The sequence below is a fragment of the Kribbella voronezhensis genome, assembly GCF_004365175.1.
Taxonomy (GTDB): Bacteria; Actinomycetota; Actinomycetes; order Propionibacteriales; family Kribbellaceae; genus Kribbella; species Kribbella voronezhensis.
In genome coordinates, this window is record NZ_SOCE01000001.1 from 5,563,928 (window position 1) to 5,580,992 (window position 17,065).

General features: G+C 66.6%; 15 protein-coding genes. 13 read left to right on the forward strand and 2 right to left on the reverse strand.

Going from position 1 to position 17,065, the window contains the following annotated elements:
- Positions 1-40: 40 nt before the first annotated feature.
- Positions 41-2,299, reverse strand: a complete 2,259-nt coding sequence (locus tag EV138_RS26030) for an FdhF/YdeP family oxidoreductase (protein WP_133981374.1) — start codon at positions 2,297-2,299, stop codon at positions 41-43.
- 146 nt (positions 2,300-2,445) lie between these two features.
- Between EV138_RS26030 and EV138_RS26035 the strand changes: the two genes are divergently transcribed.
- From EV138_RS26035 to EV138_RS26045, 3 genes are read left to right on the forward strand one after another with little or no spacing between them, the layout of a single operon-like run.
- Positions 2,446-3,180, forward strand: a complete 735-nt coding sequence (locus EV138_RS26035; RefSeq protein ID WP_133981375.1) for an SDR family NAD(P)-dependent oxidoreductase — start codon at positions 2,446-2,448, stop codon at positions 3,178-3,180.
- Positions 3,181-3,193: 13 nt separating this feature from the next.
- Positions 3,194-4,498, forward strand: a complete 1,305-nt coding sequence (locus tag EV138_RS26040; protein WP_133981376.1) for an MFS transporter — start codon at positions 3,194-3,196, stop codon at positions 4,496-4,498.
- Positions 4,499-4,508: 10 nt separating this feature from the next.
- The gene (locus EV138_RS26045) at positions 4,509-6,203 is read left to right on the forward strand and encodes a helix-turn-helix domain-containing protein (RefSeq protein ID WP_133981377.1); all 1,695 of its coding nucleotides are present in this window, start codon (positions 4,509-4,511) and stop codon (positions 6,201-6,203) included.
- Here the strand turns inward: EV138_RS26045 and EV138_RS26050 are convergent.
- A complete protein-coding gene (locus EV138_RS26050; RefSeq protein WP_133981378.1) occupies positions 6,193-7,125 on the reverse strand; it encodes an NADP-dependent oxidoreductase in 933 nt (310 codons plus the stop codon). The genes EV138_RS26045 and EV138_RS26050 overlap by 11 nt on opposite strands.
- A 107-nt stretch (positions 7,126-7,232) precedes the next feature.
- On the opposite strand from EV138_RS26050, the gene EV138_RS26055 reads away from it, so the two are divergent.
- The 10 genes from EV138_RS26055 to EV138_RS26100 all read left to right on the forward strand — a co-directional run bounded on the left by EV138_RS26055 (position 7,233) and on the right by EV138_RS26100 (position 17,063).
- Positions 7,233-7,631: a winged helix-turn-helix transcriptional regulator gene (locus EV138_RS26055; RefSeq protein ID WP_133981379.1), complete on the forward strand. Its 399-nt coding sequence runs from the start codon at positions 7,233-7,235 to the stop codon at positions 7,629-7,631.
- A gap of 210 nt (positions 7,632-7,841) precedes the next feature.
- Positions 7,842-8,702, forward strand: a complete 861-nt coding sequence (locus EV138_RS26060) for a CpaE/TadZ family protein (RefSeq protein WP_133981380.1) — start codon at positions 7,842-7,844, stop codon at positions 8,700-8,702.
- 45 nt (positions 8,703-8,747) lie between these two features.
- Positions 8,748-9,098, forward strand: coding sequence for a type IV pilin protein (locus EV138_RS26065; protein ID WP_133981381.1), 351 nt, complete (start codon positions 8,748-8,750; stop codon positions 9,096-9,098).
- Positions 9,099-9,183: 85 nt separating this feature from the next.
- On the forward strand, positions 9,184-10,278 hold the full coding sequence (locus EV138_RS26070) for a type IV pilus twitching motility protein PilT (RefSeq protein WP_133981382.1): 1,095 nt from the start codon (positions 9,184-9,186) through the stop codon (positions 10,276-10,278).
- Positions 10,275-11,912, forward strand: a complete 1,638-nt coding sequence (locus tag EV138_RS26075) for a GspE/PulE family protein (protein ID WP_133981383.1) — start codon at positions 10,275-10,277, stop codon at positions 11,910-11,912. The genes EV138_RS26070 and EV138_RS26075 overlap by 4 nt, the downstream gene beginning before the upstream one ends.
- A 1-nt stretch (position 11,913) precedes the next feature.
- Entirely contained in the window at positions 11,914-13,119 is a 1,206-nt protein-coding gene (locus tag EV138_RS26080; RefSeq protein ID WP_133981384.1) for a type II secretion system F family protein, read from the forward strand.
- Positions 13,119-13,583, forward strand: a complete 465-nt coding sequence (locus tag EV138_RS26085) for a type II secretion system protein (RefSeq protein ID WP_133981385.1) — start codon at positions 13,119-13,121, stop codon at positions 13,581-13,583. The genes EV138_RS26080 and EV138_RS26085 overlap by 1 nt, the downstream gene beginning before the upstream one ends.
- On the forward strand, positions 13,574-14,215 hold the full coding sequence (locus EV138_RS26090) for a PilW family protein (RefSeq protein WP_166678684.1): 642 nt from the start codon (positions 13,574-13,576) through the stop codon (positions 14,213-14,215). The genes EV138_RS26085 and EV138_RS26090 overlap by 10 nt, the downstream gene beginning before the upstream one ends.
- Positions 14,212-16,284: a hypothetical protein gene (locus tag EV138_RS26095; RefSeq protein ID WP_133981386.1), complete on the forward strand. Its 2,073-nt coding sequence runs from the start codon at positions 14,212-14,214 to the stop codon at positions 16,282-16,284. The genes EV138_RS26090 and EV138_RS26095 overlap by 4 nt, the downstream gene beginning before the upstream one ends.
- A gap of 125 nt (positions 16,285-16,409) precedes the next feature.
- Complete coding sequence (locus tag EV138_RS26100; RefSeq protein ID WP_133981387.1) at positions 16,410-17,063, forward strand: response regulator transcription factor; 654 nt, start codon at positions 16,410-16,412, stop codon at positions 17,061-17,063.
- Positions 17,064-17,065 lie beyond the last annotated feature (2 nt).

The window sequence follows — 17,065 nt, forward strand, 5'->3', positions numbered from 1 at the left end:
CCGCCGCGGAACTCCCCGCGGCGGGGCGCTGCACGCCGTCTCAGCTGACGGGTTCCAAACGAACTGTCAGCCCCTTGGCAACCGGCGTGTTGCTGCCCTTGGCTACGTCGTCGGCCGCCATCAGGACATTCGTTTCCGGGTAGTACGCCGCCACGCAGCCGCGCGCCGTCGGGAACGAGACCAGCCGGTACCCCGCCGCCCTCCGCTCGACGCCCTTGAACTCGCTCACGATGTCGACCCGCTGACCATCCTTCAACCCGAGCGCCTTCAGGTCGTCAGGGTTCACGAACACCACCTGGCGCGTGCCGTCCACCCCGCGATAGCGATCCTGCAAACCGTAGATCGTGGTGTTGAACTGATCATGACTCCGCATCGTCTGCAGCAGCAGCCGTCCCGGCTCGGTCGGCAACCAGGACAACTCGTTCGCGCTGAACTGCGCCTTGGCATCAGACGTCTTGAACTCACGCTTGTCCCGAGCAGCGTGCGCCAGCAGGAAGCCGCCCTCGTTGGCCCGCAACCGTTCCTCGAAGTTCTCGTACCCGTCGCAGACCCGCCCGATCCGGTGCCGGATCAAGCTGTAGTCGTCGGCGAAGTCGGCCCACGGAATCTGCCCGACCTCCGGTACGACGAGCGCCGCCAACCCGCAGACGATCCCGATCTCCGACTTCAACTCAGGTGCCGGCGGCGTCAGATTGCCGGTGGACAGATGCACCGCACCTTGAGAATCCTCCACCGTCACCGACTGCGGCCCGTTGGGCGTGCGGTCGTGATCGGTCCGACCCAAGGTCGGCAGGATCAGCGCCTCACGCCCGGTCACCGTATGCGACCGGTTCAGCTTGGTCGACACCTGAACCGTCAGGTCGCACTCCCGCAAGCCCTGGTGCACGACCTCCGTATCCGGCGTAGCCATCGCGAAGTTGCCACCCATCGCGAAGAACACTCGTACGGCGCCGTCGCGCAACCGCTGCACCGTCGCCGCGGCGTCGACCCCGTGCTCGCGCGGGGAGGTGAAGGCGAACTCCTGATCGAGCCGATCCAGGAACGCGTCCGGCATCTTCTCCCAGATGCCCATGCTTCGGTCGCCCTGCACATTCGAGTGGCCACGCACCGGACACGGCCCGGCACCAGGCTTGCCGATGTTCCCCTGCAAGAGCAGGACGTTGACGATTTCGGTGATGGTGGCAACGGCCTCGCGGTGTTGCGTCAGTCCCATCGCCCAGCAGATCACCGTCGCCTTCGACTTGATGAACCGCCGCGTGAATTCCTCGATCTCGGCGCGCCTGAGCCCGGTGGCCAACTCGACCGCTGCCCAGTCCAACTCCGCGTTGTGCTTGGCGTAGAGCTCGTACCCACTCGTGTGCGAGTCGATGAACGCCTTGTCCAGCACGGTTCCCGGCGCAGCCGCCTCGGCCTGCAGCAACAAGTGGCCGACGGCAAGGAACAGCGCCTGATCGCCGCCGATCCGGATCTGCAGGTGCTGGTCTGCCAGCTCGGTGCCCTTGCCGACCCAGCCGGACGGGCGCTGCGGATTCTTGAAGTTCATCAGGCCGGGCTCGGGCAGCGGGTTGACCGAAACGATGTCGGCGCCGTGCTTCTTGGCGATCTCCAGATGACTGAGCATCCGGGGCGCGTTGGTGCCGGGATTCTGGCCGACCACGACGATCAGTTCGGCCTCTTCGAGCATCTCGAGCGTGACCGCACCTTTACCGCTGCCGATCACCCGCGACAGCGCAGTACCGGATGATTCGTGGCACATGTTGGAGCAATCGGGCAGGTTGTTCGTGCCGTAGGCGCGGACGAAGAGCTGGTAGAGGAAGGCGGCCTCGTTGCTGGTCCGGCCGGAGGTGTAGAAGACGGCGTCGTCGGGGTCGACCAAGGCCTTGAGGTGCCGGGCGACGACCTGGAACGCCTCCTCCCAGCCGACCGGCTCGTAGTGAGTGGCGCCGGCCCGGAGCAGCATCGGCTCGGTGATCCGGCCGAGCTTGCCCAGCTCGTACTCCGAGATCTGGTTCAGCTGGTCGATCGAGTGCTCCGCGAAGAAGGCGCGCGGTACCCGTTTGCGGGTCGCCTCCCAGGCGACCGCCTTGGCCCCGTTCTCGCAGAACTCGGCCGCGTGCTTGCGCTTGTGGTCCGGGTCGGGCCAGGCACACGACGGGCAGTCGAAACCGCCGTCCTGGTTCATCTTCAAGAAGACCTTGCCGGTCCGGGTCGGCCCCATCTCGCGGAAGCCGAACTTGAACGACGACAGCACCGCCGGTACGCCGGCGGCCTTCTTCTTCGGGTGTTCGATGTCGACCATGGTTCAACCATAAATCGTCCGATCGGCACGAGCAGGTTCGACAGTCGTCGGCGTGACGAGATGTCCGATCGGCCCATCGGCGACCGCCTGAGTGTGTGGTCCGATCCCATAGTGCGCAGCGGCCGTGATTTCTAGAGTCCTGGGCCATGGAGACCCGCCGAGCCCTCGTCACCGGAGCCGCCTCAGGTATCGGAGCGGCCTGCGCGCGGCGGCTCGCTGCCGACGGCGTACATGTGATCGCGGTCGACTACGACGCCGACGGCCTGGCGGAAGTCGTCGGCCCAGGGATAGAGCCGCTCCAGGCCGACCTGTCGGATCTGGACGGGCTGAGCAGGCTCCCTGTCGACGTCGACATCCTGGTGAACAACGCAGGCGTCCAGCAGGTTGCCCCGGTGGAGCAGTTCCCGCCGGAGCGCTTCGGCTACATCCTGCGCCTCATGCTGGAGTCGCCGTTCCGGTTGATCCGGCAGACCCTGCCGTACATGTACGGCCGTGGCTGGGGCCGGGTGGTCAACATCTCCTCGGTCCACGGACTCAGAGCCAGCCCGTTCAAAGCGGCGTACGTCGCTGCCAAGCACGGACTGGAAGGACTCAGCAAGGTGGTCGCGCTCGAAGGCGCGGCCCACGGAGTCACCAGTAACTGCGTGAACCCGGCGTACGTCCGTACGCCGCTCGTCACGGCCCAGTTGGCCGACCAGGCAGCCACCCACGGGCTGACCGAGTCGGAAGTGCTGGACAAGGTCCTGCTCGAACCGGTCGCGGTGAAGCGGCTGATCGAGCCGGCCGAGGTGGCCGAGTTGGTCGCACTGCTGTGCGGACCCGCGTCGGCCTCACTCACGGGGAGTTCCCTCGTCCTCGACGGCGGCTGGACCGCCCACTAAAAGGAGCCATGAGATGGCAACATCAACAGAACCCACCCGGACGAGGACCCCGATCGCCAGGGTCGTCGGCGCCAGCCTGATCGGCACCACGGTCGAGTGGTACGACTTCTTCCTGTACGGCGTGGCCGCGTCCGTCGTCTTCGGCGACCTGTTCTTCCCCAAGGGTGAAGAGCTCACCGGTACGTTGCTGAGCTTCGCCACCTTCGCCGTCGGCTTCTTCGCCCGTCCGATCGGCGGTGTCGTCTTCGGTCACTTCGGAGACCGACTGGGCCGCAAGAACCTGCTGGTGCTGTCCCTGCTGATGATGGGGCTCGCCACCTTCGCCATCGGGTTGCTGCCGACGTACGCGCAGGTCGGTGCGCTGGCGCCGATCCTGCTGACGGTGCTGCGCCTCATCCAGGGGTTCGCGCTCGGTGGTGAGTGGGGCGGCGCGGTACTGATCGTGTCGGAGCACGGTGACCCGGCCAGGCGAGGCTTCTGGTCGTCGTGGCCGCAGGCGGGTGCTCCTGCCGGTCAGCTGATCGCGAACGGCGTACTGGCTGGGCTGGCCGCCTTCCAGAACGATGCCGCGTTCGACAAGTGGGGCTGGCGGATCCCGTTCCTGCTGTCCGCGGTACTCGTGCTGGTCGGGCTCTGGGTGCGGCTGCGGATCGAGGAGTCGCCGCTGTTCAAGCAGGCCAAGGCCAGGCAGGAGCCGACGGACAAGCTGCCGTTCGTCGAGGTCATCACCAAGTATCCGCGCGAGGTCCTCACCGCGATGGGCGCCCGGATGGCGGAGAACGTCAGCTACTACATCTTCACGATCGTCATCGCGACGTACGCGAAGGAACACCTGAAGCTGGACAAGTCGTTCGCGCTGAACGCCGTACTGATCGGTGCCGCGATCCACTTCTGCGCGATCCCGTTGTGGGGCGCGCTGTCCGACCGGATCGGCCGCAAACCGGTCTATCTGTTCGGCGCGGTCGGGGTCGGGATCTGGGCGTTCGTCTTCGTGGCTCTGGTGAACACGAAGAACTTCGCGCTGGCGGCGCTGGCCGTCACGGTCGGCCTGATCCTGCACGGCGCGATGTACGGCCCGCAGGCGTCCTTCTTCACCGAGTTGTTCGGCACCAGGGTCCGGTACTCCGGGGTGTCGGTCGGCTATCAGCTCGCGTCCATCATCGCCGGTGGGCTGGCCCCGTTCATCGCGGTCGCGCTGCTCAAGGCGTACGACTCCGGCTTCGCGATCTCCGTGTACGTCGCGATCTGCGCGGTGATCTCGATCGTCGCGGTCACCTCGTACGCCGAAACCGGCCGCCGGGACCTGACCACGCTGTGAACCTGCTGGCATGATCGCGCAGATGGAGGACCTGCGGCAGTTGCTGGCCGCGAGCAAGAAACGCGAGGCGGAACTCTCGGCCCTCGTCGACGTTGCTCGCGAGCTGGCCTCTGCCCGCGACCCCGGCCGCGTCCTCGACACGATCGTGCACCGCGCCCGCACCCTGATCGGCACCGACGTCGCGTACCTGACCTTGTACGACGCGGCGCAAGGCGACACCTACATGCGAGCAACCGACGGCTCCGTGTCGGCCGCCTTCCAGCAGTTGCGGCTGCCGCTCGGGGCCGGGCTGGGCGGCCTGGTCGCCAAGACCTACAAGCCGTACTGGACCGAGGACTACCCGAGTGACCGGCGGTTCCGGCACACCTCCTCGATCGACGACGCGGTCGGGGAGGAGGGCCTGGTCGCGATCTGCGGCACGCCGCTCATCGTCGAGGGCGCCTTCGTGGGAGTGCTCTTCGCCTCCAACCGCACTCGCCGGCCGTTCAGTCGCGAAGAGGTATCGCTGCTCGGATCCCTAGCAACGCTCGCCGCGGTGACGATCGTTCAGGTGCGCGCCGCGGCCGAGACGGCCGCCGCACTGGAGCAACTGTCCGCTGCCCATGCCGGCGCCGAGCACGCCGCCGCGGCCCACGACCGATTCGCCGAGATCGTCCTGTCCGGCGGCGACGTCGATGCGATCGCGGCCGCTCTCGCCGACCTCCTCGACGTCTGGGTCGTCCTGGTAGATGCCGCTGGCAACCAACTCGCCACCGCCGGCCACACTGCCCCGTCCGAGCCGGCGGGCGGCATACCGTGGGCGGATTCGCCGGTCTCCGGGCGGTTGACCCGCATCGGTGACCGCTGGGTCGTGGCAGCGACCGCCAAGGGCGAGCGACTCGGAGCACTGGTGATCGGCGGCGTACAGGACCTGTCCGGTGCCGACCAGCGGATCGTGGAACGCGCTGCCGTCGTCACTGCCCTCGTCCTGCTCTTCCGTCGCCAGGCAGCCGAACAATCGCGCCGCGCCCGAGCCGACATCCTCGCCGACGCCCTCAGCGGTACTACGGACCCGCGCGCCCTCGTGGACCGCCTTCGCCTGCTCGACCCACCTCCGCCAACCTCATGCCAGCTGGTGGTAGCCGTCTGCCGAGGAGACCACAGCGCAGTACGCCTCTCCGCCCCACTGGAAGACAAGCTCGTGCTGGCCGGCCCGTACGCCGGTGACTTCGTTCTCCTACTCCAAGGCCCCACCACGGCAGGGGAGCTCAACGACCTGGCCCGACGTTCCAACCTCACCATCGGCGTCACCGGACCGGCGACCTGGGGGCCGACGCTCGTAGAGGCCCACCAGCAAGCAACCCGGCTCGTCACCACCATGCGTCGCCTGGGCAGGTCGGCCGAAGCCGCCGCTCCAGACGACCTCGGAGTTGCCGGGCTCATCGGTGCTGCACAGGTCGACGTGCAAGCTCACGTGCACCACCTGCTGGGCGCAGTACTGGACTACGACGAGCAGCGAGGTACGGATCTCATCGGAACCTTGCGGGCGTACTTCGCTGCCGGGCAGAGCCCCACCAGAGCAGCAGGTGAGCTCCACCTCCATCCCAATACAGTGCAGCAACGGCTCGACCGAGTCAGTGCACTGCTGGGCGACGGCTGGCAGCAGCCGGAGCGCGCCCTCGACGTACAGGTCGCACTCCGGCTGCTTCAGGCGATCAAGGAATGAGTACGAGCCGCCCGCGAACGCCACCCTTGGCCAGCCGCTCGTACGCCGTCCGCCCGTCCTCCAGCGAGTAGGTGTCGGCAACCCGCGTAGAGATGACGCCGGCTTCGACCAGCCGCACCACCTCCAGCAGGTCTGCCCGATTGGCATTGATGAAGACCGGGAACACAGTGATGCCCCGCAGCGAGGTGGGTGGCGGCCCGGCGACCACGTGCGCATGTACGCCGCCGTTGCGCACCGACTCTTGTGCGCCGATTCCGATCACAGCTGCGTCCACCAAGCCGTCCACACCCGCCGGGAATACCGCATGGACGGCTGCAGTGACGTCAGCTGAACGGGGTACGAAGTGGTCCGCACCAAGCGACCGGACGAACTGCTCGTCGTCTTCACCTGCTGTGGCGACCACTGTCAGTCCGCAGTGCTTACCTAGTTCGACTGCATAGCCGCCGACTCCTCCCGCGGCGCCAGTGACGAGCAGCGTCTGCCCGGCGCTCAAGGCCAGCGCATTCAGGGCTTGGTGAGCAGTCAGTGCGTTCAGCCCGAAGGTGGAGGCTTCTACGAACTCCAGGCCGGCCGGTGCAGGCGCAACGGCCGACGCGTTCAGTACGACGTACTCGGCGTGTGTCTTCAACGGCCGGCCGAGCAGGTCGGCGACGCCGATGACCGCAGTACCGACTGGCAGGTCGGCGCCGGGGCCGGCCGCGTCGACGGTTCCGGCGACGTCCCAGCCGATGCCGAACTGCTCGCGTGGGGCAGAGAGGTTGTAGTCGATCAAAGTCCCGTCGGTGGTCGCGAGGTCGACCGGGTTGACGGCGGCCGCTGCCACCTTGATCCGGACCTGGCCGGCGCCCGGCTCCGGGATCGGGGTTTCGATCAGCTCAGCGGTTGCCGGACCGTCCAGGCGGCGGGCCACGAGTGCGCGCATCGAGTGCTTCTCCTCTGGTCGAAGGTGTTGATGAGGCCACTCTTAGAGAGTTACTCTCTTTTCGGAAGTAGGCACTTCGAGGTGCGTACCGAACCCAGGGGAGAGCCGTGCCGACTCGTAACGCCGCCCAGCAGCGGGAAGAACTGGCCCGCGCGTACGACGCCTACCTCGCCTCCTGCCCGGCCCGCCAACTGGTCGACCGGATCAGCGACAAGTGGGTCACGCTCGTCATCTCGGCCCTCTCCGACGGCCCCCAGCGGTACTCCGACCTGTCCCGCCGCATCGCCGGCGTGAGCCAGAAGATGCTCACCCAGACGCTGCGGAACCTGGAACGCGACGGCCTCGTGAGCCGCGAGGTGACCCCGTCGGTCCCGGTCCGGGTCGACTACGAACTGACCCCGCTCGGCCTCACCCTGATGCCGCTCATCGTGCACATCAAGTCCTGGGCCGAATGCCACATGGGCAAGGTCGCCGCCGCGCGGGAGACCTACGACGCCGCCAAGTAGCCGCTCCGCGCCACCGGGCCGAACTCGCGGCCTTGTCTGTCGGCCGTTCGGGGGACAACGGTCCTCCGATCGGCCCACCCGGTTGTAACCCTTTGTCGCCCGTTCACCCGCTGTGACGAAATTCGCCCGAGACTCACTCTTGAGGCGGGATCGACGCCGGAATCAGTGACAGAGAGTGTCGACTCCCTCCAAGTGGGGCGGGGGTGCGAAATGGCGAACGGACAGCTCATCACGGTCTTCGCGGCCAAGGGCGGCTGCGGCAAGACCACGCTGGCGACGAATCTCGCCACCGTGCTGTACGACCGTGGCGCGCACCGGGTCTGCCTGTTCGACCTCGACCTCGAGTTCGGCGACGTCGCCGGCGTCCTCGGTCTGCGGTCCGCCCGCAGCATGATGGACGCGCTCCCGCACGACGCGGCCGGCAATCCGCCGTACAGCGATCTCCCGTACGGCGAATTGCCACTCGGCGACCTCCCGTACGGCGACGTCTCGGGCGGCGAGCGCTCGTACGGCGACCTCGCGCCGGCCGGTGTCCGCGAGTTGATGACGCCGTACCGACCCGGGTTCGACTGCTTGCTCGCTCCGACCCGTCCTGGAGAAGCCGCGCTGATCCCGGTCTCGCTGGTCACCCGGCTCCTGGACGTTCTTCCGCTGCTCTACGACTTCGTCGTGGTGGACACGCCGAGCCGGTTCAGTACCCAGGTCCTCGCGGCGCTCGACGCCGCGGACCACCACGTCCTCGTCACCACCCCGGACCGCCCGGCCTTGAAGAACCTCCGGGCGACCATCGACATGCTCGACCTGCTGCAGTACGACCGGACCGCGCGGTCGATCGTGGTCAACCGCTCGGACGCCGCGGCGAATCTGCCGGCCAGCGTCCTGGACGAACTGGTCAGAAGCCCGATCGCGAGCCACCTGCCCAGCTGGAACGGCGTACCGGCGTCGATCAATCGCGGCGAACCACTCGTAGCAGCCGACCGTGACCACCCGGTCAGCCTCGCCATCCGGCACCTCGCAGCGGCCCTCCTCCCCAGCGACGGGAGGTGCAGCCGCGACCCGCCACCCGGCTAGCAACCACCTCAACCTTCAAATCCCTTGAACAGAAAGCGATCCATCATGCTTCAGCAACTACGCACAGCCCGCAAGAACGAATCCGGCTTCACCCTCATCGAACTCCTCATCGTCATCGTCATCCTCGGCGTCCTCTCCGGCATCGTCGTCTTCGCCGTCGGCGGCATCACCGACCGCGGTGAAGCTGCTGCCTGCAAGTCCGAGGTGAAGACGATCGCAGTGGCCGAAGAGGCCTACTACGCCAAGAACAACCCCGGCTCTTACACCGATCTCGCGGGCTTGGTCACGGCCAAGTTGCTGCGGCCTGGCACGCCCAAGTACGTGTTGAGCGCGAGCGCGACGGATGGCTCGTTGACCTTGGTCGCCAGCCCTCCGGCGGGATGCACCGCAGCCTGATCCACCTCGATCCACTGCCGGGGAGGGCAGACCCCCAAGGGCCCTTCCCGGCAGTGCTCCAACCGCCTCACTCAAAGGAAATGCCATGAAAGGTCTTGCCCGCGGTAGCCGCGTCGACGTGCTGCTGGAGGAGCTTTGGAACGCCGGCGGCACCGACCTGCTGCTCACCGTGGGCATGCCACCGCAGATCCGCGTCCACGGCGAACTGCACCCCGTCATCAACACCAAGGTTCTGACGCACGACGACACCGACGAATTGCTCACCGAACTCTTCACACCCACCCAGGCCGATGCCTGGTGCAACACCTTCGAGCTCGACTTCTCCTTCTCCTGGCGCGACAACGCCCGCATCCGCGGCAACGCCTTCAGCCAGCGAGGCGACAGCACGGTCGCGCTCCGGATGATTCCACGCAACATCCCGACGATGGCCGAGCTCGGCCTGCCGCCGATCCTCAACACGTTCGCCAAACAACATCAGGGCCTGGTCCTCGTCACCGGCCCGACCGGCTCAGGCAAGTCCACGACACTCGCCGCGGTGATCAACCAGATCAACACCGATCGTGCCTGCCACATCATCACCATCGAGGACCCGATCGAATACGTCCACGAACACAAGCGCTCCGCGGTGAACCAGCGCGAGGTCGGCAGCGACACCGCCTCGTTTCCGGACGCGCTCCGCTCGGCTCTCCGCGAAGACCCAGACGTCCTGCTGGTCGGCGAAATGCGTGACCTCGAATCCGTCCGATTCGCCCTCACCATCGCCGAGACCGGCCACCTGGTCTTCGCCACTTTGCACACCAACGACACGGCCCAGTCGATCGCCCGCATCATCGACGTCTTCCCGCCGGAGCAGCAGTCGCAGGTCCGCGTCCAGCTCGCCGCAGCACTCAGCGGTGTCGTCTACCAACGCTTGATCCCGCGAGTCGGCGGCGGCCTGATCGCCGCGTACGAAGTACTGGTCGCGAACTCGGCGATCCGCAACCTGATCAAAGAAGGCAAGACGCACCAGTTGCGCAACTCGGTCGTCACCGGCCAGCGCGAAGGCATGCTCACTCTCGAGCAATCCTTGTCGACCTTGGTGCAGGCCGGGACAGTCTCGTACGACGATGCCGCCGCGCGCAGCCTCTATCCCAAGGACATCGAGACGCGGCCGCGGCTGCGGGCAGGAGTGCCGGCATGAGGCACCGCAAGCGCGAGGAGGCCGTGGCCGCCGTCAGCCTGACCGCACGACCCGAGGTACGCCCGGCAGCGACCGCCGAAGACCTGCAGATCGAGCGCAACCGGGCCCGGCAGATCGCCGAACAGCACGGACTCGCGCAGGTCGATCTCCGCACAGTCAGCCCTGATCCCGCAGCGGTGGAGCTGATCGACGAGCAGACCGCCCGCGCACTCACCGCGGTACCGCTGACAGTCGACGAGCACCAGATCGTCGTCGCGGTCGCCGATCCTGAGGTGGAGACCGATCTGCGGGCGGTGCTCGACCGTCGCCTCGTACTTCGGATCGCCGCGCCGACCGACATCCTCAGTGCCATCGGCAACAGCTTCCGGGCGCTGAGCGGGATCGACTCGCGGCTCAAGATGTTCGAGGCCCGTGATGTGATCCGCAAAGACTCCAACCGGGTCGACGTGGCGGCCGCGAACGACGAGGCCCCGGTCGTCCAGGTCGTCCAGCTGATCATCACCCAGGCCCTGCGCGACCGCGCGTCCGACGTACACATCGAACCGCACGACGACCGGGTCCGGATCCGCTTTCGCGTCGATGGTGCCCTGCACGACCAGCTCGAACTGCCGGGGTCGATCGGCCCGGCTGTGGTCAGCCGGATCAAGATCCTCGCCGACCTCAACATCGTCGAGCGACGCCGTCCCCAGGACGGCCAGATCAGCATGGATGTCGAAGGCCGCGAGGTCGACATCCGCGTCTCCACGACCGCGGTGGTCGGCGGCGAGAAGGTCGTACTACGGCTGCTCGACAAGAGCCGCCCCCTGTTCAAGCTGGAGCAACTCGGGATGCCGGCCGAGATGGCCGCGCGCTACTCCAGCCTGCTCAGGTCGCCGTACGGCATGGTGATCTGCGCAGGTCCGACCGGCAGCGGCAAGACCACCACGCTGTACGGATCGCTCGGCGAGATCAACACGCCCGAGCGCAACATCATGACCATCGAGGACCCGGTCGAGTACACGTTCTCGTCGATCAACCAGATCCAGATCAACGAGTCGGCCGGTATCACGTTCGCCGGCGGACTACGGTCGATCCTGCGGCAGGACCCCGACGTGATCCTGGTCGGCGAGGTCCGTGACGTGGAGACCGCGCGGATCGCCGTACAGTCCGCACTGACCGGTCACTTCGTGCTCTCTTCGCTGCACGCGACCGATGCGGCCACGGCCCTGCATCGCTTGCTGGACATGGGAATCGAGAACTTCCTGATCGCCTCGTCGGTCAGCGCGGTGGTCTCCCAGCGGTTGGTTCGCCGGGTCTGCGACAACTGCCGCGAGACGTATCAGCCGGCCGCGGAAGAGGTTGCGTTCCTGGCGACCTTCGGCGGGGAGGTCCCGATCGGTGGGCTGGTCCGCGGAGCGGGCTGCAACTTCTGCTCGCACACCGGCTTCCTCGAGCGGACCGGCGTCTACGAACTGATGCCGGTGTCCGACGGCATCCGCGAGCTGATCGTCGAGCGGGCCTCGCACGACGAGATCCGCAAGCTCGCGCGGTACGAGGGAATGCGAACCCTGCAAGAGGAAGCGGTCCGGTTGGTCGGAGCCGGAGTCACGACGGTCGCCGAGGTTCTCCGCTCCATCTACGTGGTCGGGAGCTGACATGACCAGATTTGCCTATGTCGCCGTCGCGCCCGACGGCCAGCGTGCCAAGGGGATCACCAAGGCGGACAGTCGCGAGGAGGCCGAGCTGGCGCTGTACGAGCGGGAGCTCCGCGACATCCGCGTGACGGAAAAGCCCGGCGTGCTCCAGTTGGAGATCACCGCGCGCCGGGTCAAGCGCGAGGAGGTCATGCACCTGTCCCGTCAGCTCGGCGCGTTCATCAAGGCGGGCCTGCCGCTGATCGACGCCGTGCACAGCCTCGGCCAGGAGGCCGACAACAACTCGGTACGCCGGATGATGGCCGAGGTCGAAGAGGGACTCCGAGGCGGTGAGAAGCTGTCGGACTGCTTCGATCGGCATCCCAACATCTTCCCGGAGTTCTATCGGGGGATCCTGCGATCGGCAGAACTCAGCGGTCAGCTCGATACCGTGCTTTCCCAGCTCGCGAAGTACCTCGAGCGGGATCTGGAAGCGCGCCGCAAGGTCAAGCAGGCCATGATCTACCCCACCATCGTGGCGCTCATGTCGCTGGTGACCGTGGTCGTGCTGGCAGCCTTCGTACTGCCACGGTTCAAGGAGTTCTTCGCGAGCCTGCACGCCGAGCTGCCGCTGCCGACCCGGATGCTGCTCGCCGTCACGGACTTCCTCACCGCGTGGTGGTGGGCCGTCGGCCTCGGGATGGCGATCCTGGCACTGATCTTCTTCGCCGTCACGAGAACGCAAGGCGGTCGCTACGCCCGGGACAAGGTGTTTCTGGCGCTCCCCGTGGTCGGTGGCACCATCCGGTTCGCTCTGGTCGAGAGGTTCTGCCGGATCCTCGCGTCGATGGTCGGCGCCGGTGTGCAGCTTCCCGAGGCTCTGCGAGTCGCGACCGGTTCATTGCCGAACCTCGTCTTCCGGCGCGCACTCGGCGGAGCCGGTGAGGCACTACTCGAGGGCGAAGGACTGGCACGCCCACTCGCAGCTACCGGCCTGTTCCCGACCACTGCGGCGCAGATGATGCGCGTCGGCGAGGACACCGGAACGCTCGACACCCAACTGGAAGTCACCGCGGAGTACTACGAAGGCGAGCTCGACTACAAGCTGAAGAAGCTGATCGGCCTGTTCGAGCCGGCCGTCATCATCGTGATGGGAGTCGTCGTCGGCTTCGTCGCCGTCGCGCTGGTGTCCGCGATGTACGGCATCTTCCGTCAGGTCCAGGGCTGATGTCCGCCCGCCACCGGGTCGCCGACGAGCGAGGGGAGACCCTGGTCGAGATGCTGCTGGCCGTCGCGATCATGGGCATCGCCGCGGTAGCCCTGATGGCGGGCCTCACCACGAGCGTCCTGATGTCCGACATCCACCGCAAACAGGCAACGGCCGGCACCGCGGTCCGCGACTACGCGGAGGCGCTCCAGAAGTACGTTGCCGACGGCCACTATGTCGACAACTGCCTCTCGACGACGTCGTACGGGCTCGATTCCCTTGCTGACACGCCGGGCTTTCATCACTTGCTTGTCGCAGGATCGATGAGGTACTGGAGCGGAACCGACTGGCAGCCGACTTGCACGACGGACACGGGCCTGCAAAAGCTGACTATCCGGGTGTACACCGATGACGACCGGGCGAGCGAGCAGCTGGTCGTCGTACTGCGCAAACCCTGCAGGCTGGGGGACGACCTATGCAGCTAAGAGACCGAATCCGCTCCGAGGGCGGGTTCACCCTGGTCGAGTTGCTGGTGGCGATCGTCATCATCGGCATCATCACGATCCCGCTGTCCGGCACTGTGGTCAGCGCTTTGAAGAACACCACGACCACCGAAGAGCGGATGGACCTGTCGCACGACGCCCAGCTCAGTTCGTCGTACTTCGCTCGTGACGTAGCGGCCGTCGGCATCCGTGACTACGACAATGTCAATGGCAACTCGCTTCCGTTCAAGCCGTCCGTCCAATTGAACGCGGCCTACAACCAAGGTGGTTACACCTGTGGAGCAGTCGGTACGCCGACCGCCGCGGTGCGGTTGCTGTCCGACTCCTGGGACCCGGCGGACTCGATGACAAGCCCGAAGACGGTGGTCATCGCCTACTACCTGAAGACGGTGGCCGGTTCGATCGAATTACACCGGCTGAAGTGCTCGGGCAGCGATACCCCGGTCGACGTGCCGATCGCGCACAACGTGAAGTCAGGCAGCGTCACGGTGACCTGTTCATCGACTTGCGAATCGGCGGATGTGCCGAACGAGATCACTTTTCGCCTGATGGCGACCAAGCCCTCGGTCGGCGACTACCCGATCACGCTCAACGGTCAGCGGAGGCAGTCATGAAGTCCCGGTTCACTCGCGCCCACCGGGAGGACGGTGCCGCGCTGGTCCTGGTCCTGATCCTCGTCACGGTGATCGCCCTCGGACTGGCCGCCTTGCTGACCCGATCGGACACCAGCATCCGGGAGACGCTGGGATTACGCGACCAGGCTGCCGCAACGTACAACGCGGACGGTGCACTGCAGGCGTCGATCAACAACCTCCGCAACAGCACCTACAACGACGCTGCCGGCCAGAAATGCTTCGGTGCCTCCAACACCCTGCAGCTGAACGGCTTCTACGGCGCCGACTCCGCGGCGGTGACCTGCGCCGCGGATCCGAAGAAGGTGCTGATCCAGTGTCCGTCGTTGTCCCAGTGCAACCGACCGGGCAACGCGATCCTCACCCTGGGCAAGATCAGCGGCGAAGACGGCGTCAACATCCAGCAACCGACCGGCTCGACCTTCCGGGTCCGCGGCAACGTCTTCTCCAACTCGAACATCAACGTCGTCAACGGTGCCCTGAACACCAACGCTTCCGTCTGGGCCCGGACCGCCTGCTCCGGAACGATCCAGAGTACGCCGACGAAGTCCTGCAACTACGGCAGTACGCCGAACGTACTGGGCGACGACCCCAACTACGCCCCCGCGGCAACGGATCCACCGGTCCACCGCAACCTGCCGTCCTGCACGGCGGCCAACTCGGTGGTGACATTCCTGCCTGGCACCTACGACGACGTGGTCGGGCTGAACAACATGATGCAGGGCAACAGCTCCTGCAAGCACAGCACCTGGTGGTTCAAACCGGGCGTGTACTACTTCGACTTCCGCAACAACGGGGTGAACTCCAACCCCTTGTTGCCAGCAGGACCTGACGGCAACACCTGGACGGTCAACGACGGCCAGCTGGTCGCCGGCACACCGGTCAACGCCGCAGGCGCCGTCATCGCCAGTCCGCCGGTGCCCGCCACCATTCCAGGCTCCTGCGACAACCCGATCAAGAACGCCTCCGCGGTCGGCGTGCAGTTCATCTTCGGCGCCGACAGCCGCTTCGCGGTGAAAGCCGGTGAGGTCGAGATCTGCGGCACTTACCGCGTGGACAAGGCGCCGGTAGCGATCTACGGCCTGAAGTCCGGAGCTGACACGCCGACGAGTTGGACCGGCGCCAACGCGCTGGCCATGACCGCGGTCGACACCGCGGGCGCGTTCACGAATGCGGCCGACATCGCCGCGCCCGACGGCCAATTGGCGACCTGGACGAAGGCCGGGAACAACACCCAGACAGGGACGGTCACGGTCAAGGGCTACCCGCCGTCGAGCGCCATACCGGAGGGTTCCGTGCTGGCCTCTGCCAAGCTCGTCGCCGTGCACGGCAACTCCGCCGGATCGACCCAGGACAGCCTGTCCGTACAGCTCAGCCCCACGGGCGGCACGCCGTACACGGTGACGGTGCCCAGCTACAACGACACGGCGATGCACACGGACTCGATCGACATCCTTCAGGGCGGGACCGGAACACTGGCCCAGTTGGTCAACAAGGGGACGTACGCCGGCGGCAAGGTCGCCTACAGCGCAGTCCTCAAGCACCCCGGCATCGAGCGGATCGACTCGCTCCGGATCGAACTCACGTTCGTGCCGCCGGCCTTCCGCGGGTCCAGTGGCTGCGTCACCAGCACTCCCTATGCCGGAGGTGGTGAGGCTGCTGCCAACTGCTCCCTGGTCACCGCGGTGAACAACTCCGGTAATCAGTTCTACGTACAGGGGACGACGTACGCGCCGAAGGCTGCGCTCGACATCACCTTGAACAACGCGGCCGAGCAGGTCTTCCGGTTCGGGGTCATCTCCCGCTCCCTGTGGGTCAAGGAGACCGGCAGCTTCTCGTACACGGGTGTGGTGATCGAGGTGCCGGACGACTCGCCGGGCTTTGTCTTCAGCATGTACCTGTCCGTCTACATCTGCCCGAAGTCTGCGACCTGCAGTCCAGCCGGCTCTCCGGTACTACGGTCCAAGGTGGCCCTGGTCGACAGCGATCCCACCACGCCCCATGCGGGGGCGCGGCAAGTGACGATCCTCAGTTGGTCCCGGCCTGGGTGAGGGGGGCCCGGGGTTACTGATTGTGATACTGGAGAGTCTCGCTTCCTGGGGCGAAACTAGGGTCTAAAGTCCCTAGCTGGGGCCGGTGGGTGCTACCTAGGGTGACGCTCACGGGGGTGAGGGGCGTGGCTGATCGGATCAGGGTTGTGATCGTTGACGGGCATACGTTGACGAGGTTCGGGTTGCTCGGAGTAGTGGGTGGGCTGGCCGACATCGAGGTCGTGGGGGACAGCGGGCTCGGGGGTGACGCTGTTGGGCTGGTTGAGGCGGTGCGGCCCGATGTGGTGGTGCTGGACACCGCGCTGCCGGATGCGGACGGGTTGCTGATCGCGCGGGAGTTGCGGGATCGGGACGACCGTCTCGGCATCGTGTTGCTGGCGGCCAACGGGGAGGACGACCTGCTGTTCCGGGCGCTGGAGCTCGGGGTGTCGGCGTTCGTCACCAAGACCGCGCCGATCGCCGAGGTGCTGGCTGCCATCAGGCATGCGGCGGTCGCGGCGAAGTCGTTCCTCGCCAGCGGGCTCGGGCCGGCCTTTGCGCGCAGGCAGTTGGCTGCGCCGGTGACAGTGCTGAGTCCGCGCGAGACCGAGGTCCTCGTCCTGCTCGGCAGAGGGCTGACGATCCCGGCCATCGCGGGCAGGATCTTCGTGAGCGCTTCGACGGCGAAGACCTATGTCGCCAGGATCTACGAGAAGTTGGGCGCGTCCAACCGGGCGCAGGCGCTGATGGCCGGCGTACGGCTCGGCCTGATCAGCGAGGAACTGGCCGCTGCGGGTTGAAC